The organism is Dolichospermum sp. UHCC 0260 (assembly GCF_009711985.1).
Lineage (GTDB): Bacteria > Cyanobacteriota > Cyanobacteriia > Cyanobacteriales > Nostocaceae > Dolichospermum > Dolichospermum lemmermannii.
Map to the genome: position 1 here is coordinate 1 of NZ_VIKZ01000036.1, position 22,906 is coordinate 22,906.

Annotated in this window: 15 protein-coding genes and 1 pseudogene; 11 read left to right on the top strand and 5 right to left on the bottom strand. The window is 36.8% G+C overall.

The window, feature by feature from the left end; translation table 11 throughout:
- Window positions 1-70: 70 nt before the first annotated feature.
- On the bottom strand, window positions 71-2,599 hold the full coding sequence (locus tag FJR08_RS14675; RefSeq protein ID WP_168633655.1) for a mannose-1-phosphate guanyltransferase: 2,529 nt from the start codon (window positions 2,597-2,599) through the stop codon (window positions 71-73).
- 448 nt (window positions 2,600-3,047) lie between these two features.
- Here FJR08_RS14675 and FJR08_RS14680 point away from each other — a divergent pair, with 448 nt between their 5' ends.
- A complete protein-coding gene (locus FJR08_RS14680) occupies window positions 3,048-3,242 on the top strand; it encodes a hypothetical protein (protein WP_015079930.1) in 195 nt (64 codons plus the stop codon).
- Window positions 3,243-3,385: 143 nt separating this feature from the next.
- On the opposite strand, the gene FJR08_RS14685 is transcribed toward FJR08_RS14680, so the two are convergent.
- On the bottom strand, window positions 3,386-3,655 hold the full coding sequence (locus FJR08_RS14685; protein ID WP_168633656.1) for a YciI family protein: 270 nt from the start codon (window positions 3,653-3,655) through the stop codon (window positions 3,386-3,388).
- A 441-nt stretch (window positions 3,656-4,096) separates the two neighbouring features.
- On the opposite strand from FJR08_RS14685, the gene urtA reads away from it, so the two are divergent.
- From urtA to urtE, 5 genes are all read left to right on the top strand, one after another.
- The gene (gene urtA, locus FJR08_RS14690; protein WP_168633657.1) at window positions 4,097-5,413 is read left to right on the top strand and encodes an urea ABC transporter substrate-binding protein; all 1,317 of its coding nucleotides are present in this window, start codon (window positions 4,097-4,099) and stop codon (window positions 5,411-5,413) included.
- 206 nt (window positions 5,414-5,619) lie between these two features.
- Entirely contained in the window at window positions 5,620-6,780 is a 1,161-nt protein-coding gene (locus FJR08_RS14695; RefSeq protein WP_168633658.1) for a branched-chain amino acid ABC transporter permease, read from the top strand.
- 51 nt (window positions 6,781-6,831) lie between these two features.
- Window positions 6,832-8,007 (top strand): urea ABC transporter permease subunit UrtC, encoded by a 1,176-nt coding sequence (gene urtC / locus FJR08_RS14700; protein ID WP_254435762.1) that lies wholly within the window; start codon window positions 6,832-6,834, stop codon window positions 8,005-8,007.
- Entirely contained in the window at window positions 7,982-8,743 is a 762-nt protein-coding gene (gene urtD / locus FJR08_RS14705; protein WP_168633659.1) for an urea ABC transporter ATP-binding protein UrtD, read from the top strand. The genes urtC and urtD overlap by 26 nt, the downstream gene beginning before the upstream one ends.
- A 181-nt stretch (window positions 8,744-8,924) precedes the next feature.
- A complete protein-coding gene (gene urtE, locus FJR08_RS14710) occupies window positions 8,925-9,623 on the top strand; it encodes an urea ABC transporter ATP-binding subunit UrtE (RefSeq protein ID WP_168633660.1) in 699 nt (232 codons plus the stop codon).
- Window positions 9,624-9,692: 69 nt separating this feature from the next.
- Here the strand turns inward: urtE and pheT are convergent, their stop codons facing one another.
- Window positions 9,693-12,128 carry a phenylalanine--tRNA ligase subunit beta gene (gene pheT / locus FJR08_RS14715; protein WP_168633661.1) on the bottom strand — a complete coding sequence of 812 codons (2,436 nt, stop codon included), beginning with the start codon at window positions 12,126-12,128 and terminating at the stop codon, window positions 9,693-9,695.
- Between the two features lie 192 nt (window positions 12,129-12,320).
- Here pheT and FJR08_RS14720 point away from each other — a divergent pair, with 192 nt between their 5' ends.
- The 3 genes from FJR08_RS14720 (at window position 12,321) to FJR08_RS14730 (ending at window position 17,934) form a co-directional block, all read left to right on the top strand.
- On the top strand, window positions 12,321-13,037 hold the full coding sequence (locus tag FJR08_RS14720; protein ID WP_168633662.1) for a Uma2 family endonuclease: 717 nt from the start codon (window positions 12,321-12,323) through the stop codon (window positions 13,035-13,037).
- A 160-nt stretch (window positions 13,038-13,197) separates the two neighbouring features.
- Window positions 13,198-17,112, top strand: a complete 3,915-nt coding sequence (locus tag FJR08_RS14725) for an Eco57I restriction-modification methylase domain-containing protein (protein WP_168633663.1) — start codon at window positions 13,198-13,200, stop codon at window positions 17,110-17,112.
- Between the two features lie 102 nt (window positions 17,113-17,214).
- Window positions 17,215-17,934, top strand: a complete 720-nt coding sequence (locus FJR08_RS14730) for a Uma2 family endonuclease (RefSeq protein ID WP_174783108.1) — start codon at window positions 17,215-17,217, stop codon at window positions 17,932-17,934.
- On the opposite strand, the gene FJR08_RS14735 is transcribed toward FJR08_RS14730, so the two are convergent.
- Together FJR08_RS14735 and bchI are read right to left on the bottom strand one after the other, a co-directional pair.
- Window positions 17,929-18,246: a hypothetical protein gene (locus tag FJR08_RS14735; RefSeq protein WP_168633664.1), complete on the bottom strand. Its 318-nt coding sequence runs from the start codon at window positions 18,244-18,246 to the stop codon at window positions 17,929-17,931. The two genes, FJR08_RS14730 and FJR08_RS14735, sit on opposite strands and share 6 nt — an antisense overlap.
- Before the next feature lie 141 nt (window positions 18,247-18,387).
- Window positions 18,388-19,506: a magnesium chelatase ATPase subunit I gene (bchI, locus tag FJR08_RS14740; protein WP_168633665.1), complete on the bottom strand. Its 1,119-nt coding sequence runs from the start codon at window positions 19,504-19,506 to the stop codon at window positions 18,388-18,390.
- A gap of 491 nt (window positions 19,507-19,997) precedes the next feature.
- Here bchI and FJR08_RS14745 point away from each other — a divergent pair, with 491 nt between their 5' ends.
- Both FJR08_RS14745 and FJR08_RS14750 read left to right on the top strand, forming a co-directional pair.
- On the top strand, window positions 19,998-21,341 hold the full coding sequence (locus FJR08_RS14745) for a P-loop NTPase fold protein (protein WP_168633688.1): 1,344 nt from the start codon (window positions 19,998-20,000) through the stop codon (window positions 21,339-21,341).
- A gap of 194 nt (window positions 21,342-21,535) precedes the next feature.
- Window positions 21,536-22,906: pseudogene (locus FJR08_RS14750) on the top strand (ribosome assembly protein 4); the annotation flags it as partial.

The window sequence follows — 22,906 nt, forward strand, 5'->3', positions numbered from 1 at the left end:
CTCTGGAGTGCCTCTGCGTCTGTGCGTGAGAAAACACATCATAAAAGGTGGGGAAACCCCACCCCAAAAATTACATATCCAACCTGTAATTTTCCTGTTCACGTTCCACAAAATGCTGGACACGGGCGCGGTAATCTCTGAGGGTTTCATCAACCCAATCCCGATCGCTACTGTTAACATAGAGATGGACTAACGGCTCACTGGCATCAGGTAAAACCAACAGCCAATTGTCATCATAGGGTTGACGGATTTTCACACCGTCAATTAACTCCAAATTTTGCGCTGGGTGGGTTTCCACCAAATAGCGCATTAACGCCCCCTTAGCAGTCCAAGGACAGCGAACTGTGTAACTTCTATTAATCACACGAGGTAATTCAGAACGTACGGTTGCCAGCGATCGCTCTTGAATGGTTAACATTTCAATTAGCTTGGCAATGCAGAACATCGAATCAAAGCCTGGATGTAATTGGGGAAAAATAAACCCAGTTTCCCCACTCCCACCTAAAACCACATTGGGATTTTTCTGACAAGCTTCCATTAAAGCCGTCGGATTCGCTTTAGTTCTAATCACATGACCATCATGACGATGGGCGACCAATTCCACCGCACTAGAAGCATGAACCGGCACAACCACCGAACTTCTGGGATTTGCAGTTAACATCATATCAACCATTAACGCCGTTAGCATTTCCCCCCGAATGGAAAAACCCGATTCATCAACTAATATGAGTTGTTCCCCATTAGCGGATACCTGCACACCAAAATTAGCATTTACCGCTTCCACAACATGGCCTAATTGAGTTAGCAGTAATTCTCTATCAGCGTTGGAAATGGCCGTTTTATTCAAACTAGCATTTAGCACCACCGCATCAGCCCCAAATTTATCTAACATTTGCGGCAGAACTGCCCCAGACACAGCGTAAACATAGTCAATGACCACCTTTGCCCGACTGTTCCGCAGAGTATCCACATTCAATAATTTTTCAAAAGCCTTACCATAGCAATCCACTAATTGACTAGAATAGACGACATCACCAATTTCATGACTTTGGGAACGACGCATATCTTCTTTAAAATACGCCCCTTCAATTTTCTTTTCTTGGGCTTTAGAGATATTAATCCCCTTAATATCCATAAATTCAATCAAGATATAATCCCGACGTTCTGGGTGAACCCGCACATGAATCCCTCCGGCTACTGACATTGTGGGGATCACAGTTCGAGCGATGGGAATGGCTGTAGTATCAAGGTTTTGGACATCCACACCGACAGACATTAAACCAGCAATTAAAGAACGTGTCACCATGCGGGAAACATTGCGCTGGTCACGAGAAACCGTTACCACTGAACCTGGTTTCAAAGTCGAACCATAGGCAGCGCCCAACTTCACCGCAAACTCTGGGGTAATATCAATATTGGCTAAACCCTGGACTCCGCGCTGTCCAAATAAATTCCGTTGGGCAGTATTTCCCCAAATCAGATTAATATTTAAAATTGCCCCAGACTCAATCTTTTTACTCGGCCACACCCTCACCCCAGGGCTGATTTGCGCTTCTTCTCCCACGGTAGACAATGAACCCACTACAGCCGCTTCTAATACGTGAGCGCGTCTGTCTACACGAGTCCCACGAGCAATTACACAAGCCGATAATTGGGCTTCATCACCAATAATTGCTCCATTCCAAATAATTGGTCGCTTTAAATGAGCATCAGCACCAATTGTGACATTATCACCAATTACTGTCCCATCTTCAATTTTTACTCTCGCGCCAATGCGGCAATTGTTACCAATTATGGCTGGGGTTTCAATTTTGGCTGTAGGATCAATATAAGTATTTGCTCCTACCCATAAACCGGGAGCAATTTCTGGATAAGCCACTTCTAATTTTACCTTTCTTTCTAAGCCATCATACTGAGCTTGTCGGTAGGCATCCAAGTGACCCACATCGCACCAGTAACCCTCGGCAATATAACCATAAATTGGCTCGTTTTTGGCTAGTAATAGGGGAAATAAATCTTTAGAAAAGTCGCATTCAATATTTTCTGGTAAATAGTCTAAAACTTCTGGTTCTAAAATATAAGTTCCAGTGTTGACGGTATCAGAAAAAATTTCGCTAGTAGAAGGTTTTTCTAAAAATCGGTTAATCCGTCCTTGGGTGTCAGTAATTACCACACCAAATTCAATGGGGTTAGGCACACTGGTTAAAATTAAAGTAGCTTTTGATTGTTTTTGTTGATGAAATTCAATGGCCGCACTCAAATCAAAATCTGTGATACTATCACCGCTAATGACTAAAAAGGTTTCATCTAATAGTTCAGCAATATTTTTTACACAACCTGCTGTTCCTAATGGTTGGTCTTCTTCGATAGCATAGGTCATTTGTACACCAAAATCACCACCATCTTGAAAGTAATCACGGAGAACATCTGGTAAATAATGTAATGTAGCAATTACTTCATAAATCTGGTGTCGTTTCAGGAGGTTGATAATATGTTCAGCAATGGGACGATTTAAAATCGGCACCATTGGTTTGGGTAAATCGCAAGTCAAAGGACGTAACCGCGTTCCTGAACCACCTGCCATTAAGACTGCACGCATAAACTCTCCTAAGCTTGGCTAAAAGTATAATGTTTTTCTTCCTTTAGTCTCATACAGATATTGATATCTAAGGAACTTCCGCAAGAAATATCTTTTAAAAGAATGCAGAATTTAGAATTTAGAATTTAGAATTACGTTTTGCAACGGGGATTTTACCCCGACGCAAAACCCGCTGCTTGTAGAAGCAGGGGACTTTAACCCCCAAAGGTAAGTTAAATAATTCAAAATTCAAAATTAATACAGCATGAACTTTTCAGGCATTGAGAATGGGTAGTTTATTTAGGCTATCATGTAATAGGACGAATGGTGGCAGTCTGTGATCCTAATTTAAACTAGAATTCAGTAAGGACAGTGCCGATAAGTAGTGAAAGAGGTTTTAACTTTCCTGTAGTCAGCAATCAAGTTTCTTTACATAAAATTATGCCAGTTATTAAGGGAGTTGATGGTCATGATTGATTTACTTGTTTTCGGAATAATCGTGGTTTATCTCGGTGGTGTTTGGAAGTTTTGGACTGGATTTGGTAGAACTAATTTTAATCAAACTTTACCTAATCGGATTGGTTTGGCTTTGCTATGGCCTGCTTTGTTTTTAGCTAATCCATCCTATCGTCGCAATTTTCAAAAGGCACTCAAGGGTAATTAAGTGATAATAATTCAGGTAGGCCGATAAAATCCCCGACTTCTTTTATTTATTGTGTCTACAAATTATAAATTGATGTTAGAAGTCGGGGATCTGGGTATGGTAATTATGAATTAATTATCTTTGTTAAACATTGTGTCAATTGACTAAAAAGCCTGAATCCATTCTTTAACAAAATACTCTGTCCAAATGCCGTTTTGCCAATAGGGATCTGATTCCACTAATTGACGAACGGTGTTTTCGTCTTCAGCTTCGTAAATAGCAAAAACTTGAGTTACATCTTTTGTTGGTCCAATGGTAATCAAAATCCCAGATTCTTTCTGTTGTGCTAATCCGGCTAAATGCTCTTGACGATAGGGTTCGCGTTTGGTAAGAACGTCTTCACAATAGCTTCCCCATAAGATGTATTTTGTCATAATTTCTGATTTGATTATTGATACTAATTAAAAAATATAGCAACATGAGGTTTTTTAAGATAGAGATTGATGATCAAGTTTTTAATTTCACCAATATCCCTGTATACTTAATAATACTTATTATAATGCCAAAATATATACAGATATTTATCATTATATGAGGTAAATCCTAACCTGCTAATCGCTGACGGGGAGGTGGCTAGTACCGCAGGGCGGAAGTCAAAAGTCAAAAGTCAAAAGTCAAAACTAATATACAGTAGGCTTTTTGGCGATTGAATATGGTTGCTTTATTTACGCCGTGATGAACTAGGTATGTGGTTATTACACCAATCTTGAGGTATATTTTTATTAAAATAAATTACAATTTTGTATAACAGATCACAATTTAATAGTTAAATATAGAACTAATATCTCAGTTTAAAAAGATAACTAATCAAAAATATGGGTAAGCAATTTAACCGACGTAAGTTTCTGCTTTATGGTGCAGCGGGTATTGGTAGTAGCATTTTTTTAAAAGCTTGTGCTAATAACTCTCCAAATACTGCGAATAGTCCAGCAGCATTCACCAGTACATCTCCCGTAGCTGGTATGGGTGGTAAAACCATCAAGGTAGGTATTTTACATTCTCTCAGTGGGACAATGGCTATCAGTGAGAAAAGTGTGGTAGATGCAGAAAAATTAGCAATTAAGGAAATTAACGCTGCTGGGGGTGTTTTAGGTAAACAAATTGAAGCAGTTGTTGAAGATGGCGCTTCTAATTGGGATACCTTTAGAGAAAAAGCTACTAAATTGATTGACCAGGATCAAGTAGCGGTGGTTTTCGGGTGTTGGACTTCTGCTAGTCGTAAAAATGTCAAGCCAGTTTTCGAGAGCAAGGATCATATGCTCTGGTATCCTGTGCAGTATGAAGGTCAAGAATGTTCTAAAAACATTTTTTACACTGGTGCAGCCCCAAATCAACAAATTGAACCTTCTGTTGATTGGTTGTTGAAGAATAAAGGTAAAGAGTTCTTTTTAGTAGGTTCTGACTATGTTTTCCCCCGCACTGCTAATAACATTATTAAGGCTCAATTAGAGGCTTTAGGTGGGAAAACTGTTGGGGAAGATTACTTACCTTTGGGTAATACGGAAGTAACAGCTATTATTACGAAAATTAAGCAGGTTTTACCCAAGGGCGGTGTAATTTATAATACTCTTAATGGTGATAGTAATGTTGCTTTCTTCAAACAGTTGAAAGGAGCGGGATTGACACCAGATAAGTATCCTTCCATGTCTGTGAGTATTGCGGAAGAGGAAGTTAAAGCCATTGGGGTGGAGTATCTAAAAGGACATTATGCTGCTTGGAACTATTTTCAAACAGTAGACACACCTGCGAACAAGAAATTTGTGGCGGCTTTTAAGAAAGAATACGGTGAAGACAGGGTAACAAACGACCCAATGGAAGCGGCCTATATCGCCGTGTATTTGTGGAAGCAATCAGTAGAAAAAGCAACTACAACTGACTTGGCGAAAGTCCGGGCTGCGGCCTATGGTCAAACTATAGATGCACCTGAAGGAAAAGTGACTGTTAATGCCAATCATCACATATCAAAAATTGTGCGGATTGGTCAAGTCAGAAAGGATGGCCTATTTGACATTGTTTATGCTACCCCCGCACCAGTTGAACCAGTTCCTTGGAATCAATTTGTGAAAGAGACCAAGGGATTTGCTTGTGATTGGTCAGATCCTGCGAAAGGTGGTAAATACAAGAAAGGTTAATTTGGTGGTCAGTTGTCAGGGGTTAGTTATACAACTGCATCTCGATAAGGTACATATATGCGGGCAAGATGCCCACCCCACAAGAGTTTTACTATTCATATTTGTACTTTGTTTAGTGGCAATCTGCTGTGAGGTGAAAATAACTAAAAAATAACTAATAGCTGACAACTGGCTATTAAGAATAAATTGATAATTGCGGGAATAAAATGTTAACAGGTTTTTTAGAGGCTGTCTTTAATGGTGTTAGTATTGGCGCTGTTTTATTAATTGCTGCGTTAGGATTAGCTATCATATTTGGCTTAATGGGTGTCATTAATATGGCTCATGGTGAGCTAATTATGTTTGGCGCTTATACAACTTTTGTTGTGCAAAATATTTGTAAGCAATTGGGTGGGGTTTGGTTTGAAGTTTATATATTTCTGGCTTTGATTATTGCTTTCGTTTTCACTGCTGGTGTGGGATTAATTCTGGAAAAAAGTGTAATTCGTTATCTCTATGGACGACCTTTAGAAACTCTGTTAGCAACCTGGGGGGTAAGTTTAATTTTTCAGCAGTTTGTCCGCAGTGTGAATTTATTATTGATCATAGCAATAGCTTTGTTTTCTGTTCTGTTTTTTGGGGGTTTATGGATTTTAAATTCTCGGAATAATTTCCAGAAAATTCGTAACTGGGTTGTGGGAGTTTTACTATTTTTGTCCCTAGGATTGACAATTACAATTTGTAATTTATTGAGTAAAACCTATCAGCAAGCGGTAACTTTACCTTGGTTTGGCGCTCAAAATGTGGATGTTACAGCCCCTAGTTGGTTACAATCTGGTGTATCTTTAGCTGGTGTACAATTACCTTATGCGCGGTTATTTATTATTGTTTTAACGATTATTTGTGTGGGAGGAATTTATCTATTTTTGCAACATTCTCATTGGGGATTAAGAATTAGGGCTGTTACTCAAAATCGCAGTATGAGTGCTTGTTTGGGTATTCCCACTCAAAAAGTTGATGCGATTACTTTCGCGCTGGGTTCAGGGTTAGCTGGTGTGGCTGGATGTGCAATTAGTTTACTCGGTTCTGTTGGACCAAATACTGGACAAAATTACATTATTGACACCTTTATGGTGGTGGTTGTCGGTGGTGTGGGTAATTTAGCTGGTACGATTTTGGCGGCTTTGGGAATTGGGACAACTAATTATTTGATTGGTTCGGGAACTTTGGCTTTGTTGTTGGGTCCGGTTAAGCCTTTGGCTGATTTATTTAGTTTTTTTGCAACTACAAGTATGGCTAAGGTGATGGTTTTTGCGTTAATTATTGTGTTTTTACAGTGGAAGCCGGGCGGAATTTTTCCCCAAAAGGGTCGTCATGTTGATGTTTAAATTATGGGAAATTTAACGCAGATAAACGCAGATAAACGCGGATTTTAGAAAATGGATAAAGCAGGAATGATGAAAATTAAAAAGGGGCGAAGTTTAATATTAGTTGAAGTTGGGGTAGTTTGTGCGATCGCTTTAATTTTGATTTTGATTATGCCGGTTTTACTTTCAGATTTTCGTCTGAATTTATTGGGACGGTTTTTGTCTCTGGCTATTGTGGCTTTAGGAATTGATTTAATTTGGGGTTACGCTGGTTTATTGAGTTTGGGACATGGGATTTTCTTCGGTTTGGGTGGATATGCGATCGCTATGTACCTAAAATTGCAAGTTCCCACGGGGGAATTACCGGATTTTATGGCACTTTATGGTGTTATGGAACTTCCTGGATTTTGGCAGCCTTTTTCTTCTTTTCCCCTGTCTATGGCTGCTGTGGTGATGATTCCGGGTTTGTTAGCAGGATTACTGGGATATTTAGTATTTCGTAATCGCATTAAGGGGGTTTATTTTTCGATTTTGACTCAAGCTGCAATTATTGTATTTTTCAATTTTTTTAATGGACAACAACAATTTTTTAATGGCACAAATGGACTCATAGATTTTACCACTTTTCCGCCTTTATCTTGGGGAGTTAATGGCAGTGGTGCTATAGTTAGTGATAGCAAAACTCAATTTGTTTTTTACGTCTTGACGGTGGTATTTTTGGCGGCTACTTATGGGATTTGTCGCTGGTTAACTAGTGGACGTTTTGGCCGATTATTAATAGCTATTCGTGATGATGAAAGTCGGGTGAGATTTTCTGGCTATGACCCCACAGATTTTAAAGTATTAGTATTTGCAGTTTCGGGAGCAATTGCTGGTATAGCTGGGGCATTTTACACCGTTCAAAGTGGTTCTGTATCCCCTAGATCCATGGATATTGGCTTTTCTATTGAAATGGTGATTTGGGTGGCTGTGGGGGGAAGAGGGACGCTAATCGGGGCAGTTATTGGCACTTTATTAGTTAATTATGCCCGGACTTTTTTAAGTGAACAATTCGCGGAAATATGGCTATTTTTTCAGGGTATACTATTATTAATTATCGTCATCTTGCTTCCTGATGGCATCATGGGATGGTTAAATAAACAAAATATCCCTTTTGGGAAACGTCAGCAATTAAAACCTTCTGATACCTATCCTAGTTTAGAAGAAGATATGGAGGTGAAACATGAGCGACAAAATCTTGGAAACTGAAAATGTCACCGTTAGTTTTGACGGTTTTAAAGCATTAAACCAATTAAATTTTAGTATGAATGTTGGTGAATTGCGGGTAGTAATTGGTCCAAATGGGGCTGGAAAAACTACTTTTTTGGATGTAATTACAGGTAAGGTGCAACCAACCATAGGAAGAGTCCTATTTAAGGGTAAAAATTTACGTTTTTTAGCTGAACATCAAATTGCACGGCTGGGAATTGGGCGCAAATTTCAAACTCCACGCATATATCTTAATTTAACACCTTTTGAGAATTTAGAAATCACTAGTAATCGTCAGAAAAATGTCTTTTCTACCTTGTTTCGTTCTATCAATTCTGCGGAAAAAAATAGTCTGAAAGGCTTATTAGAAACAATTGGTTTAACTGCAAAAGCAAATATTCCAGCGGCTTTATTATCCCATGGAGAAAAGCAACGTTTGGAGATTGGAATGTTAGTAGCACAATCTCCTGATTTATTACTTGTTGATGAACCAGTGGCTGGTTTAACAGATGAAGAAACCTATAATATCGGTAATTTATTATCAACATTAGCCATGAGTCATTCAATTTTAGTTATTGAACATGATATGGAATTTGTGCGACAAATTGCGAAGAAGGTGACAGTATTACATGAGGGTTCAGTATTGTGTGAAGGTGATTTTGAGAAAGTCAGAAATGACCCCCGCGTTATTGAAGTATATTTAGGAAAACAGGAAGAGAATCATACCCCCCCTTAATCCCCCCTTGTGAAGCTGGGAAACAAGAACTCTGTCCCCTCCCTTTTATAAGGCGTGTACACACAAGTCAAATTACCCCCCTTAATCCCCCCTTGGAAATGGGGGAAACCGAAAAAATTACTTCCCTCCCCTTTGTAAGGGGAGGGTTAGGAAAAAAATAGTTAATCAGGTTAATTTTATAATGCTAAAAATTTCTAATCTTAACGTTCATTATGGTGAAAGTCATATTCTCAGAAATGTAGATTTGACTGTATTATCAGGACAGATGGTATGTTTAATTGGCCGCAATGGGGTGGGAAAAACAACCATGCTAAAAACAATTATGGGACTTCTTAAACCCAGCAGCGGAATTATTAATTTTGCAGGGGAGATAATTAACGGTAAACAAACTTATGAAAGAGCGAAAATGGGGATTGGTTATGTGAGTCAGGGAAGGGAAATTATCCCGCGATTAACAGTTAAAGAAAATCTGCTTTTGGGATTAGAAGCTAGACAAAAACCAGTCAAAAAACCAGAAATTCCCCCAGAAATTTTTAGCCTATTTCCAGTATTAAAAACTATGCTTTCTCGTATGGGTGGAGATCTAAGTGGTGGACAACAGCAACAATTAGCGATCGCTCGTGCTTTAATGGGAAAACCACAACTACTCGTATTAGATGAACCGACGGAAGGTATTCAACCCTCAATCATTTTGGAAATTGAAGCCGCAGTTCGTCAGATTATTGAAACCACAGGAGTTTCCGTCTTATTGGTAGAACAGCACTTGCATTTTGTCCGTCAGGCAGATTACTATTATGCTATGCAAAAAGGGGGGATTGTTGCTTCTGGTCTAACTCAGGAACTTAGTCAAGATGTGATTCAAAAGTTTTTGACGGTTTAATGATAAATAAAGCCAGGGAATAAATTCCCTGTCTCATAGCAAAAGTCGGTTAAAACCGACTGTTTTGGATTAACTTCTCAAATTTACACCAAATTTTTCAACTAAGGCTGTCCGCACCTGATTATGAACTGGTTCGATTTCATTTTCAGTGAGAGTGCGATCGCTGGCACGATATACTAACCGAAAAGCTAAACTGCGTTGTCCTGTGGGGACGTGTTCACCACGATATTCATCAAACAATTCCACCGAATTTAATAACCCTTTCCCAGCTTTATTAATGACCTTTTCAATTTCGGAAACTGTCACTTTCACAGAAGCAAAAAATGCCAAATCTCTGTCACTAGCTGGATAGGTAGAATAAGAACTGAATTTGGGAACTAGCAAATCATCATTGTCCCAAGCATCTAACAGGACATCTAAATCCAATTGAAACACATAAACGGCTTCTGGTAAATCTTTCTCTCGACGTAATTGGGGGTGAATTTGTCCGAATGTTCCCAGTCTATTACCTTTTACCCACAATGAAGCTGTGCGTCCAGGATGTAAACGAGAATCTCGATTTTCAGGTTGAAATTCTACAGTTAATTTTAGTTGTTTAAAGACACTTTCTAAAATACCTTTGGCTTCAAACCAAGTAATCGCTTCTTCCTTACCACCTCTTGACCATTTACCGGAAGTTGTATCACCACCGATAATTCCAGCCAGCATTTCTGCTTCTTGTAAACCGATTTCTTCACGCCAGAAAACGCGCCCGATTTCAAAACCATTTAACGCCCCATTTCCCTGCTCTAAATTGTATTGGAAAGCGGAAATTAAACCGGAAATTAAATCAGTCCGTAAAGCTGAATATTCGGCAAACAAAGGATTACTTAAAACGATTTGATTATCTTCACCCGGTTTCACCAAAGAATAATGAATTAATTCCGTTAAACCTTCAGCGCGTAAATAACCGCGTAACCTACGAATTAATTCTTGTTCTAAAGATAGATAACCAGCTTCGGATTTTTCTGGTAAGGTATCACAGAATTTATCATAACCATATAACCGGGCAATTTCTTCAATTAAATCAATTTCCCGTTCTAAGTCGCGGTAACGATAGGGAGGTACGGTAACTGTCCAATTCCGGTCATCAATTTTGACTAATTCACACCCTAAAGCTGTGAGAATTTTTTCTACATCTTCTGGTTGTAATTCTCCTGTTTCTTGTCCTAATTCAATGGGACCTAACACTTCATTAACTTTATCTAAACGCAGGTTAATAGAATGTGACCAACTAGAAATATCTGGACGATAATCGGAAATTTCTTGTTGAACAATCACACCCGCAGCTAATTCACTAATTAAGGATAAAGCCCGGTGACAAGCTATTTCTAATTCTGCTCGATTTACACCCCTTTCGTATCTACCAGAAGCCTCACTTCTTAACCCCGCACTGCGAGAAGAACGCCGAATAGCCACAGAATCAAATAACGCAGCTTCTAAAACTAAACTTTGTGTACCTTCATGAACTTCTGTTTCTGCACCACCCATAACTCCTGCTAAAGCTACGGCTTTGTTATTAGCAGTAATTAATAAATTTTGGGGCGATAAATTCCGAATATTTCCATCTAAGGTTGTTAAAGTTTCTCCAACTTCCGCAAACCGGACACCAATAATTAAATTTTCCCCCTCACCTACAGATTGTAAACGCTCTTTATCAAAAGCGTGGAGAGGTTGTCCTCTTTCTAATAAAACGTAGTTTGTGATATCAACTACATTATTAATTGGTCTGACTCCCGCAGCGCGTAAACGTTGTTGCAACCATTCAGGAGAAGCAGCAATTTTGATGTTTTCAACAACAGTCCCAATATAAGCAGGACAAGCTTGGGTTTCGGAAATTTTTAAAGTTAGGTTTTTTGCAGTTTTGGTATTTTCAACTTCTGCAACTGGGGGAATTGATAATTTTCCGCCAGTTAAAGCCGCTACTTCCCGTGCAATACCCACCATAGATAAAGCGTCAGCCCGGTTAGCAGTAGCGGTGACATCTAAAATCACATCTTCCAAACCCAACAGGGGACGCACGTCACTACCCACCACCATGTTTTCTTCAGGGAAGATATGAATACCGTCAATATCAGTGGGTAAACCGAGTTCTTTTAAAGAACATATCATCCCATTGGAGGGAACACCCCGCAGTTTTGCGGGTTTGATTTTTAAATCAATGTTGGGTAAATAAGTTCCTGTGGTGGCTACGGGAACATAGATATCTGCGCGGACGTTCCCAGCACCGCAAACGATATTTACAGTCTCAGCAGCCCCAATATCTACGGTACAAACGCTCAATTTATCGGCGTTGGGGTGGGGTTGACGTTCTAGCACTTTCCCCACAACTACGCCATTAGCCCAAGTGCGACGATCTTCTATATCTTCTACTTCAAACCCTGCCATTGTCAAGGTTTCCGCCAGTTCTTCTGGGGTGAGTTTGATTTCTACGAGTTCTTTTAACCAGTTTAGAGAAATACGCATGGAGTCTGTTTGTTGAGATTTGTCTTTGGCTCTAATTTTATATATTAAGTGAAAATTATTAGATATTTTAAGAAAATTACATAACCGTTTTTTTGTGGAGACGTTCCCTGAAATGTCAAGACATTCTTTTTTACCAGATACCAATTATAATTAATGCAGTATAGGAATCTATCCCTATTGGAGATATCCACTATGGTACAGCAATTAGCACCAGCAAGCGCACCAGAAATCATCTATCCTGACAGCGACGGTCAACCAATGGCAGATAATACGAAACAATATCAATGGATTGTTAAAATTAAAGAAAATTTAGAAATATTATTTGCATCACGAGATGATGTATTTATTGCTGGAGATTTACTTTGGTATCCTATCGAGGGAAGTGTCAAAACTTGTCAAGCACCTGATGTTATGGTGGTGTTTGGTAGACCAAAAGTAGATAGAGGTTCTTATCAACAATGGAAAGAAAATAATATTCCTCCTCAAGTGGTTTTTGAAATTTTATCACCGGGAAATCGTACTCCCAAAATGATTAATAAATCGCTTTTTTATCAACGTTATGGTGTGGAAGAATATTATATTTATGATCCTGATACTATAGAATTATCTGGATTTATACTTGCGGAAGATGCTTTTACAGTTGTCGAAGATATTAATGGTTGGGTAAGTCCAAGATTGGGAATACGTTTTCAAATTACACCTGATAATTTAGAAATTTATTATCCTGACGGAAGAAAGTTTCTCACATCTTTGGAACTTAATCAAGTTGCTGAACAAGAATATCAACGTGCTGAACAGGAATATCAACGTGCTGAACAAGAACGTCATGGAAAAGAAATAGCTATACAGCAGTATCAGGAATTATTAGCCAAATTACAAGCAAAAGGAATTGATTTAGAAACTTTGTAATCATGTAGGGTGCGTTAGCGCAGCGTAACGCACCGTTTTTAACTAAGTGTATATTTATAGTGTGTCAGAAAAAATGTGAATAAATTACTTAAACATATATAATATAATATGGTGCGTTACGGCTAAAGCCTAACACACTTTACTATTTATAGGGAGAATTATGACAGATACAAAAAATCCAAATAAACCATTATTTTCTCAACATTATTTAAAATATCGTCTGCAAGAATGTCCAGAATGGCATTTAGATATTAAACTAGATTTTGAGCAATTAAAAAATCTTTATTTATCAAAAAAGGCGATTTTACCTACTCTCAATGAAGCGCAAACTGAAGATGTATTTATTAAACCTGTATTAGATATTTTAGGCTTTTCTAATATTCCTCAAGTTGTAACTCGTGGTAAAGGTAGAGCCGAACGTCCTGATTATGCGTTGTTTGCAAATGAAAATGAAAGGGATATAGCTTACTCTTTTCAAAATAATGAAACTGCTTTTTATGGTAGAGTATTAGTAATAGCAGAAGCTAAATATTGGGAAAGACCATTAAGTAAAGTTTCTGCTAATGATAAAAGAGATATTTTCAAGAATGAAAATCCATCTTTTCAAATTTCTAGTTATTTGACTGGTACGGGAGTTGATTGGGGAATTTTAACCAATGGGAGAGAATGGCGTTTATATTATCGTCAAGCATCTTCTACCGCAACGGAATTTTATCCTATTGATTTGGTAGAATTATTAGAAACTGAAGATTTGGAAAAGTTCAAATATTTCTGGTTGTTTTTTAGAAGTGCTGCTTTTGAAAAAGATAGTTACAATAAAAACTTTTTGGAAAGAGTCAGAGAAGGAAGTACAACCTATGCAACTCAAGTAGGAAATGAATTAAAAACATTGGTATTTGAGCAAATATTTCCTGACTTAGCAGGGGGTTTTGTTGCAGACGCTATCAGACGGGGAAAAACTGGAGAACCAAAACAGATTTATGCAGCCACTTTATCATTTTTATATAAGTTGTTATTTCTATTATATGCCGAAGCTAGAAACCTGTTACCAATTACTACCGCTTACCGTGATTATAGTTTGATTAAAATTACCCAAGAAATAGCCGAAAGTGTTGATAAACAAAGAACATTAAGCCAAACTTCGACAAAGATTTATAAGAGTTTATTAGGTTTATTTGAAATAGTAGATAGAGGTGATTCAGCTTTAGAAGTACCTCGTTATAATGGTGGTTTATTTCATTTTGATTTTCATGAAGTTGAGGATATCAAAGATTATCCAGATAATTGGTTTTTGTATCAACATCAATTATCTGATGCTGTGTTATTTCCCGCTTTAGATAAATTAGCACGGTTTGAAAAATTACCCATTGACTACAGCTTTTTAGGTGTGCGACAATTGGGTTCAATTTATGAAGGTTTATTAGAATATCGCGTAGTGATTGCAGATGGAAATACGGGTAAAGTTTATTTAGAAAATGATAAGGGTGAACGCAAAGCTACAGGTTCTTATTACACACCTGATTACATTGTTAAATACATTGTTAGTCATACTCTCAAGCCAATTTTAGAGGAGAGAAAACAAAAATTTGCGGATTTGATGACGCAAATTAGCCAATTACATGAAAAAATGGCAGATGGTAGATTAGGAGTACAAAGTCGTAATGGTTTACAAAAAGATTTACAACGTTTAGAAAGAAAAAGTACAAATACTCTCCTTGATATTAAAATATGTGATCCTGCAATGGGAAGCGGACATTTTTTAGTGGAAGCTGTTGATTATTTGACAGATGAATTAATCAGTATTTTAAATGAATATCCTGAACATAATCCGGTTTTGGAGATGTTGAAACAAACCCGCGAGGGGATTTTAGCAAATTTACAACAGCAGGGAATTACTATTGATGTCAATAAGTTAGAAGATACTCAACTTTTGCAACGGGTGGTAATGAAACGCTGTATTTATGGTGTGGATTTGAACCCAATGGCTGTAGAATTAGCAAAGGTGAGTTTATGGTTACATTCCTTCACAATTGGCGCTCCTTTGAGTTTTTTAGATCATCATTTGCGCTGCGGAAATTCCCTTATTGGTACGACTGCGCGAGAAGCAGAAGCGAATATGGTAAAAGAGGAAAGTGGACAATTAAATTTATTAACTGGTCCCTTTGTCGGGTTGTTACGTGCTGCGGAAATTATGCGCGGTGTGAGTACGTTAAGTGATGCAACTTTTGCGGAAGTGGAAACTAGCGAAAGATTATTTAAGGAATTTGATCAAGCTGCGAAACCTTATAAACGGTTATTAGATATTTATGTTTCTAAATATTTTGGTTTGAAACGTGCTGATCATTTTTTACGGGTTTATGGGACAAATGCGATTAATGCTAATTCTGAAAGTATGAATGCTGCTGATATTGCGGTATATGAAGACGCGAGAAAGTTGTTTGACCAAAAGCGGTTTTTTCATTGGGATTTGGAGTTTCCAGAGGTTTTCATTGATTTAGAAAATGCAAGTTGGAAAGAAAATCCTGGTTTTGATGTTGTTATCGGTAATCCACCTTATGGTTTAGTTGAATCATTAACATGGTTATCTAATTTGTATAATGATTGCTTTGTTTATTTCTGGAGTTTTGGATTAAAGAATACTTGCAAAAATGGTTATATCTCTTTTATCATTCCTGCTGCTATGTTAACTGGTATTAATTATATGACTTTACGCAGCAATATGATAAATTTTTCCTGTATAAAGGAGATTATTGTATTACCTTATAATACTTTTTTAGATGCTTATATTGACACTTGTATTATTATTTTGCAGGTGGATAATCCCCAAAAAGATTATGATGTTGATACAAAGAAAATGGGTAAAAAAGATAAAATACAGATATTAGATCATGCAAATTATGACAAAATTAATATACAAACATGGAAAGAAGATGCAAATTTTAAGTTTATTCTGAGTATGGAGTTAATCAAAATACAAAGAATTAAAAAAGATGCAAATTTTATTAATCTCGGTTCATTCACAAGAATTGAACGAGGAGTCCAATTATATGATTTTAAAAAACATACAAAAGATCAAATTAAAAGTGATTTTTTGAGAGAGAATGAACTTACAAAATTTGATAGTAAGGATAATTATTATCCTGAGTTACTGGGAAAAGAATTATCTCGCTATCGTCTCGAATCGGAAAAGAAAAGTTATATTAAATATTGTGATGATTTAGCTAGTAAACGTGATCAAATATTTTTTACTTCTCCGAGGATTGTACTTAGAAGACTGTTATCAAGACGAGGTGAACTGATGTCTTGTTATTGCACAGATATATTAATCACAACAGATAGTATTCTGAATATTTTAGTTTTGGATGTTAACATTAATCCTAAATTTATCACTGCACTGATTAATTCTAAATTGTTGTCTTGGTTTTATACTAACTCTTCTACTATATCTGTAAAAGATGATTTTCCCCAGGTAACATACGAAGAACTTAAAAGTTTACCAGTTCCTAAAATCTCCTTTACAACTCCCCCAGAAAAACGCCAAGAATATCTAGAAAATACAATCAACCTTTACCAACAATATCAAATCAATCATAACCCAAATATCCTATTTACCCAAATTGATCACCACCTCAACCAACAACCATCAGAAGCGGATGTAATTCATGATTTCCTCGCATATTTAGCCGAACAAATGATAGAACTAAATAAACAAAAACAAACAGAAGCCAAAGGCTTTTTAACATGGTTAGAAAGATTAATCGGTACTGAAATTGATAATCTTACCAATAAATCGAAAATTCAAAATTATTTAGGTGATTATTATAAACAAAATCAAGGAGATAACCATTTGACCCTTGATGAATTAATTAGTATCCTCAAGAAAAATCAGAAAAAGCTGAAAATAGATCCCACCGCGAGAAAAGAACAGGAAACATTAGCAAAAGAATATCAATCAAGTTTAAATACACTACTACCAATCAAAAAACAATTAAAACAATGTGATTGGTTAATTGATGAAATTGTTTATCGGTTATATGGTTTAACAGAAGAAGAAAAAGCCATAATTCAAGGATAAAAATATCCCCGACTTCTGTTTTTATTTTGTAAATAAATGATAGATTTTTCTTAGAAGTCGGCGATTTGGATTATAATAAAAATAGAATTGGTAATATCAATCATGCTAAAATACAGCCAATTAAATTATTTACCCTCATCTAAGGAATTACCCGACTCTGACGACACACCAGTGGATAACGAACTACAAGATTTAATTCCCGGTTTATTAAAAGCCATGTTAGCCTTAATCTGGTCACAAAGATGGGATTGGTTTTTTGGCGTAGACATGGGAATATATTATGATCCAGATAAACCTGCAATTGTCCCAGATGGATTTTTAAGTATTGGTATTCCCAGATTAATTGATGAAGATTTACGCCGCAGTTATGTATTATGGGAAGAACAAAAATTACCGATTTTAGTGTTAGAAATAGTGTCTCATACCTATAGGGGAGAATATAGCACTAAGAAAGATTTTTATGCTCAAGAATTGGGGATATTATATTATGTAGTTTATAATTCTCAGCGTAAAAGAAAACAACGTTTAGAGGTTTACAAATTAGTCAATGGAGAATATAAATTACTGTCAGGAAACCCTGTTTTTCTACCAGAGATAGGGTTAGGAATAGGAATGGAAAAAGCAACATATCAAGGAATAACTAGGGAATGGTTATATTGGTTTGATGAAAATGGAAAACGATTTTTAACACCAGAAGAAAGGATGCAACAAAGTGAGGAAAAACATTTAGAATCTGAAAGAAAATGGTTAGAATCTGAGAAAAAAGCTAATAAATTAGCAGAGATGTTAAAAAAATTAGGAGTTGATCCTGAAAATTTATAGCGTGTGAATTAAATCTGCAAAACCGTAAATACTAATTCCTAATAACAGTAGTGCGGTAAATTGGGTAAGGCGTTGTTGAGTTAAAACTGTCTGGTTGTTTTCGGTGGGAGACATTGCTTCCCGGACTAATATAGAAGTTGATGCTCCCACGACAAAACTTAAACCTAGTATGATGTAGGGTTTATCTGGGACAATGGTGGAGACTGTCAGCAGAGCGATCGCTAATGTTAACATTAATAACTCCACAAATCGGGGTGGATGATGTTGAATCAATAAAATCAAGCTGTTTAACCAAAAATTCCAAGTTCTCATAATTTGTCAGTTGTCAGTTGTCAGTAGGGGCGAAGCATTTGGAAGATAAATTATCGCTCATTGCCAAAAATAGTTCTCTAAATGCTTCGCCCGTACAGTTGTCAGTAGACAGTTTACTTTCCACTGACATCTACATTATCACTAACGAGCGCCAGCTTTCATCCCTGCACCATTTTTCTGGGTTGAATCTTCTGGAAGTTCCACACCAAAAACCCGACAAAAGACCTTTTCCACTTTATAGCCAGTATCAATAGATTCTAAAGGATCTTTCCGCAAACGGTGACGCAGACATAAAGTAATTACCCGACGGATATCGTCAATTGTAACTTCTGTCCGACCTTCAAAAGCGGTTAAGGCTTTAGCCGCACGGTTTGTCACGATGTCACCCCGCAACCCGTCCACATCTAATTCTGAACAAACTTCGGAAATTTTCACCCGGAAGTCATAGTCCAAATTAACTTGTGGTAATAAGTTTTGGGCATTGACAATTTTCTCTTGTAATGCTACTTGTGGTGCTTGGTGTTTTTCTAAATACACAGGCGGATTTTGGTCAAATTCACCCCGTTCTTCCACAATTTGTACCCGTAAAGCTGGTTCTTTCACAGTGCGGATTTCCGCGTGCATTCCAAAACGGTCGAGAAGTTGAGGACGTAATTCCCCTTCTTCAGGGTTTCCTGAACCAACGAGAACAAACTTCGCAGGGTGACGGATAGAAATTCCTTCCCGTTCCACGGTATTCCAGCCACTAGCAGCGGAATCGAGGAGTACGTCTACCAAGTGGTCATCTAACAAGTTGACCTCATCAACGTAGAGAATACCCCGGTTGGCTTTGGCTAGGAGTCCCGGTTCAAAGGCTTTGACACCCTCAGATAAGGCTTTTTCAATGTCAATTGTGCCACAAACGCGGTCTTCTGTAGCGCCCAATGGTAAATCTACCATTTGCACCTTTTTGTGAGTGATGGGAATTTCTAACCCCTGTGCTACCTGTTGACGGACTTCATCACTCATCAAGTCCGTGTCGCTGGGGTCACTGTTGAAGGGGTCATTGGCGACAACAGGGATTTCTGGTAAAAGGTCCGCCAAGGCGCGGATAGTTGTAGATTTTCCGGTGCCGCGATCGCCCATAATCATTACACCACCAATTTTGGGGTCAATGACATTTAGCAGCAGTGCCAGTTTCATTTCTTCTTGACCGACGATGGCTGTAAATGGGAAGACCGCACGACGCGCACTCGCACTAGCTTGAGCAGTTGAAGTCACTAAATTACCTTAACAATATTTTTTATGACAATTCTTTATTTTGACACATTTTGCGAATGTGGGTCAGTTGTCAGTTAAAAACTCAATGCTATAAGTTTTTTAAATCAGACTTTTACAAAAAAAGCACAAGACTATGTTTATTGAGAATAAGTCTCCTTCATTCTCAAGATTATTGATAATCGTCGCAATAAGATAACCATTTTACTAGGTTCTTGACCTCTTGACTTTTTGTGCTATTATCAAGGTGTATGATCTGGCTGTTATAATATCTAGATTTTAAAATACAGAAATTGTCAGCATTAGGATAACCAGGATTTAAGAATTGACAGGATGTGAGTAAAATAAAATCCTCTTCATCGTTTGATCTTGTAAATCCTGATTCTCATAAAATTATTAAAATTATCGGAAAAATAACTGAAATTACTGAGAAACAAGTATTATTGTCAGTAGGGATATTCCTCAACTATCAGGACAATTATACTACTAGCAAAATGGATATTAAGGATTTTTATAAAGCCACTAACCCCGCACGCACCCTTGTTGCGCGAAATGTGGAAGATCAAAAATGTTATATTGACTTTTCTAAAGTGCGTGGTGAGGATATCATCAGCACTATTAAAGATAGTATTACAGAGTGGAATCAAGATGAGCCTACCTGTAACCTATTTACTGGACATATTGGTTGTGGTAAATCTACAGAATTATTACGATTACAGGTAGAATTAGAAGCAGCAGATTTTCATGTTGTTTATTTTGAATCTAGCGAAGATTTAGAAATCACAGATATAGATATTGCTGATGTGTTTTTGGCTATTGCTAGTCGCATTAGTAAAAGTCTTGAGAAAATTGTTCTCGAAGAACCGAAAAAATTTCAGGAATTACTTCAAGGTGCATGGAACATCTTAAACTCTGAAGTTACAGGTGTTAAAGGTAAATTTGCTGGTCATGATATTGGTTATACTGTTGACGGACAAAAGTTGTCTCTGTCTTTGGGTATTGGGGAAATCACCACAAAAATGAAAAGTGATTCCACATTAAGAACCAAAGTAAATCAATATTTAGGACCACAGAAAACCAACTTACTACAAGCAATTAATCAAGAACTTTTAGAACCTGCTATTTCTAAACTCAAACAACAGGGTAAAAATGGTTTAGTGGTCATAGTTGATAACCTAGACCGTATAGATAATAGTGTTAAATCCTGGGGTCGGACACAACAAGAATATCTATTTGTTGACCAAGGAGAATATCTCACCAAACTGAATTGTCATGTTATTTATACCATGCCCCTGGCTTTGAAATTTTCCAATGAATATGGCACACTAACCCAACGATTTCCAGAAGAACCAAAAATATTACCAATGGTTCCCGTCAAGTCTTCAGATGGTAAAGTCCATGAACAGGGATTAGCACTAATGCAACAGATGATTTTAGCTAGAGCATTTCCTAATTTAGCCCCAGAAGACCGCTTAAATAAAATTACTGAAATTTTTGATGCTCCAGCAAGTCTAGGCCGCTTGTGTCAGGTTAGCGGTGGTCATGTGCGCGATATTTTGCGGTTATTAAACCCCTGGATTATGAAAGATAAAAAATTTCCTCTCCAGAGTCATACCTTAGAGCAGATTATTCGTGAACGACGGAATGAAATGTCTTTAACTATTTCTGATGAAGAATGGGAATTATTACGTCGTGTTAAAAAAACTAAGCACGTTAGTGATGATCAAGGATATCAGAAATTAATTCGCAGTAGATTTGTATTTGAATATAGAGATCAGGGTGAATTATGGTTTGATGTCAATCCGATTTTAGCAGAATCAGAAAAGTTGTCTGAATGAGGATTTTGTCTGAATCAGGATTTTCGGGATTTTCAGTCATCAAAAGACAACAAAATTAATTTCTTGTAGTGCGGGCATCTTGCCCGCTAATCATCAAGGACGGGCAAGAATGATCATCCCACAAAATTGGGTAATTTATTTTTTGGTGTTCCCTAAGATATTGAATCACCAATTACCAATCACAAATTAATACTATGAACAACTCACAACAACTAGAAGATTTAGCATGGTCTTTAGAAGCTTCTACGGGAGAATTTAAGCTGATTTTAGCTAAATGTAATTATCTCGACTTACAAAATCAACTCATTCAAGAATTGCAGCAAATCTGTCAGATTGAAATTCAGATTTTACGACTTCAAGCATCAGAAAGAACATTATATAATGCGATTCGAGAAGAATTTAATCAGGAAATTGCAGCATTAATGATTGTCGGTTGGGAATCATTACCGAATTTATCAAAGATGTTCAGTTCAGCTAATCAAGTCAGGGAAGAATTTAGAAATAATTGTTCATATCCGGTAGTCCTATGGATTAATAATCAAATATATCAACAAATCATGGAATCTGCACCTGATTTAGAAAGTTGGGGAATTACTATCAATTTTTCTCTTCCTTTCGATGAATTAATTAATTTACTCAAATCAATAATAGATAAAATATTAAATGATGATTTGAATGTAAATCTACAAGAACTTGAATTAGCATTACAAGACTTACAAAAATATGATCAAAAATTAGAACCAGAATTTGAAGCCAATTGTAATTTTTTAAAAGGATTTATTGCATATAACAAAAAACAATTAGATACAGCTATTAATTACTATCAACAAAGTTGGGATTTTTGGCAAAAAACTGAGAATTTAGAAATTCAAGGGAAAATACTTTATAATCTGACAATTTGCAATTATGAAAAATTAAGACCTAACCCCCCAACCCCCTTCCCTACCAGGGAAGGGGGAGAAATAATAAATTGTATTCAACAAATATTAGAAAAGTTTAAAAATGCTCAACGTCTGGATTTAATTGCTAATTCTTTATCAAAATTTGGGTTAATTCTCCAAGATTTAAAAGCATGGGAACAATTAAAAACATTATCTCAACAAGCTTTAGAAATACATCAAGCTGAAAATAATATCTTGAAAATAGCGGAAGATTATCTATTTTTAGCAACAGCTAATTTTGAACAATCAAATTTTTCAGAAGCAGCCAAAATTGCTAATCAAGGGATAGGGGTAATTCATGAGTTACCCCTACTAAATTATTATCGTCAAAGTCTACTTTTAATTCTAGCACAAGCTCAAGAAAAATTACAACAATATGAACAAGCAATTAGTAATTTAAAATTGGCTAAAGATATTGGGGTTATCAATAATCACCCCAAGCTTTATGTTAAAATTCTCAATCTTTTACAAAAACTATTATTTCAAAAAACAGAATATCTGGAAGCTTTTAACACCAAATTAGAAAGTCGTTCTATTGAACAACAATTTGGTTTGCGGGCGTTTATTGGTGCAGGTTGGTTAAAACCAGCCAAAAATACAAATCTAAATGTAGAGACGTTCCAT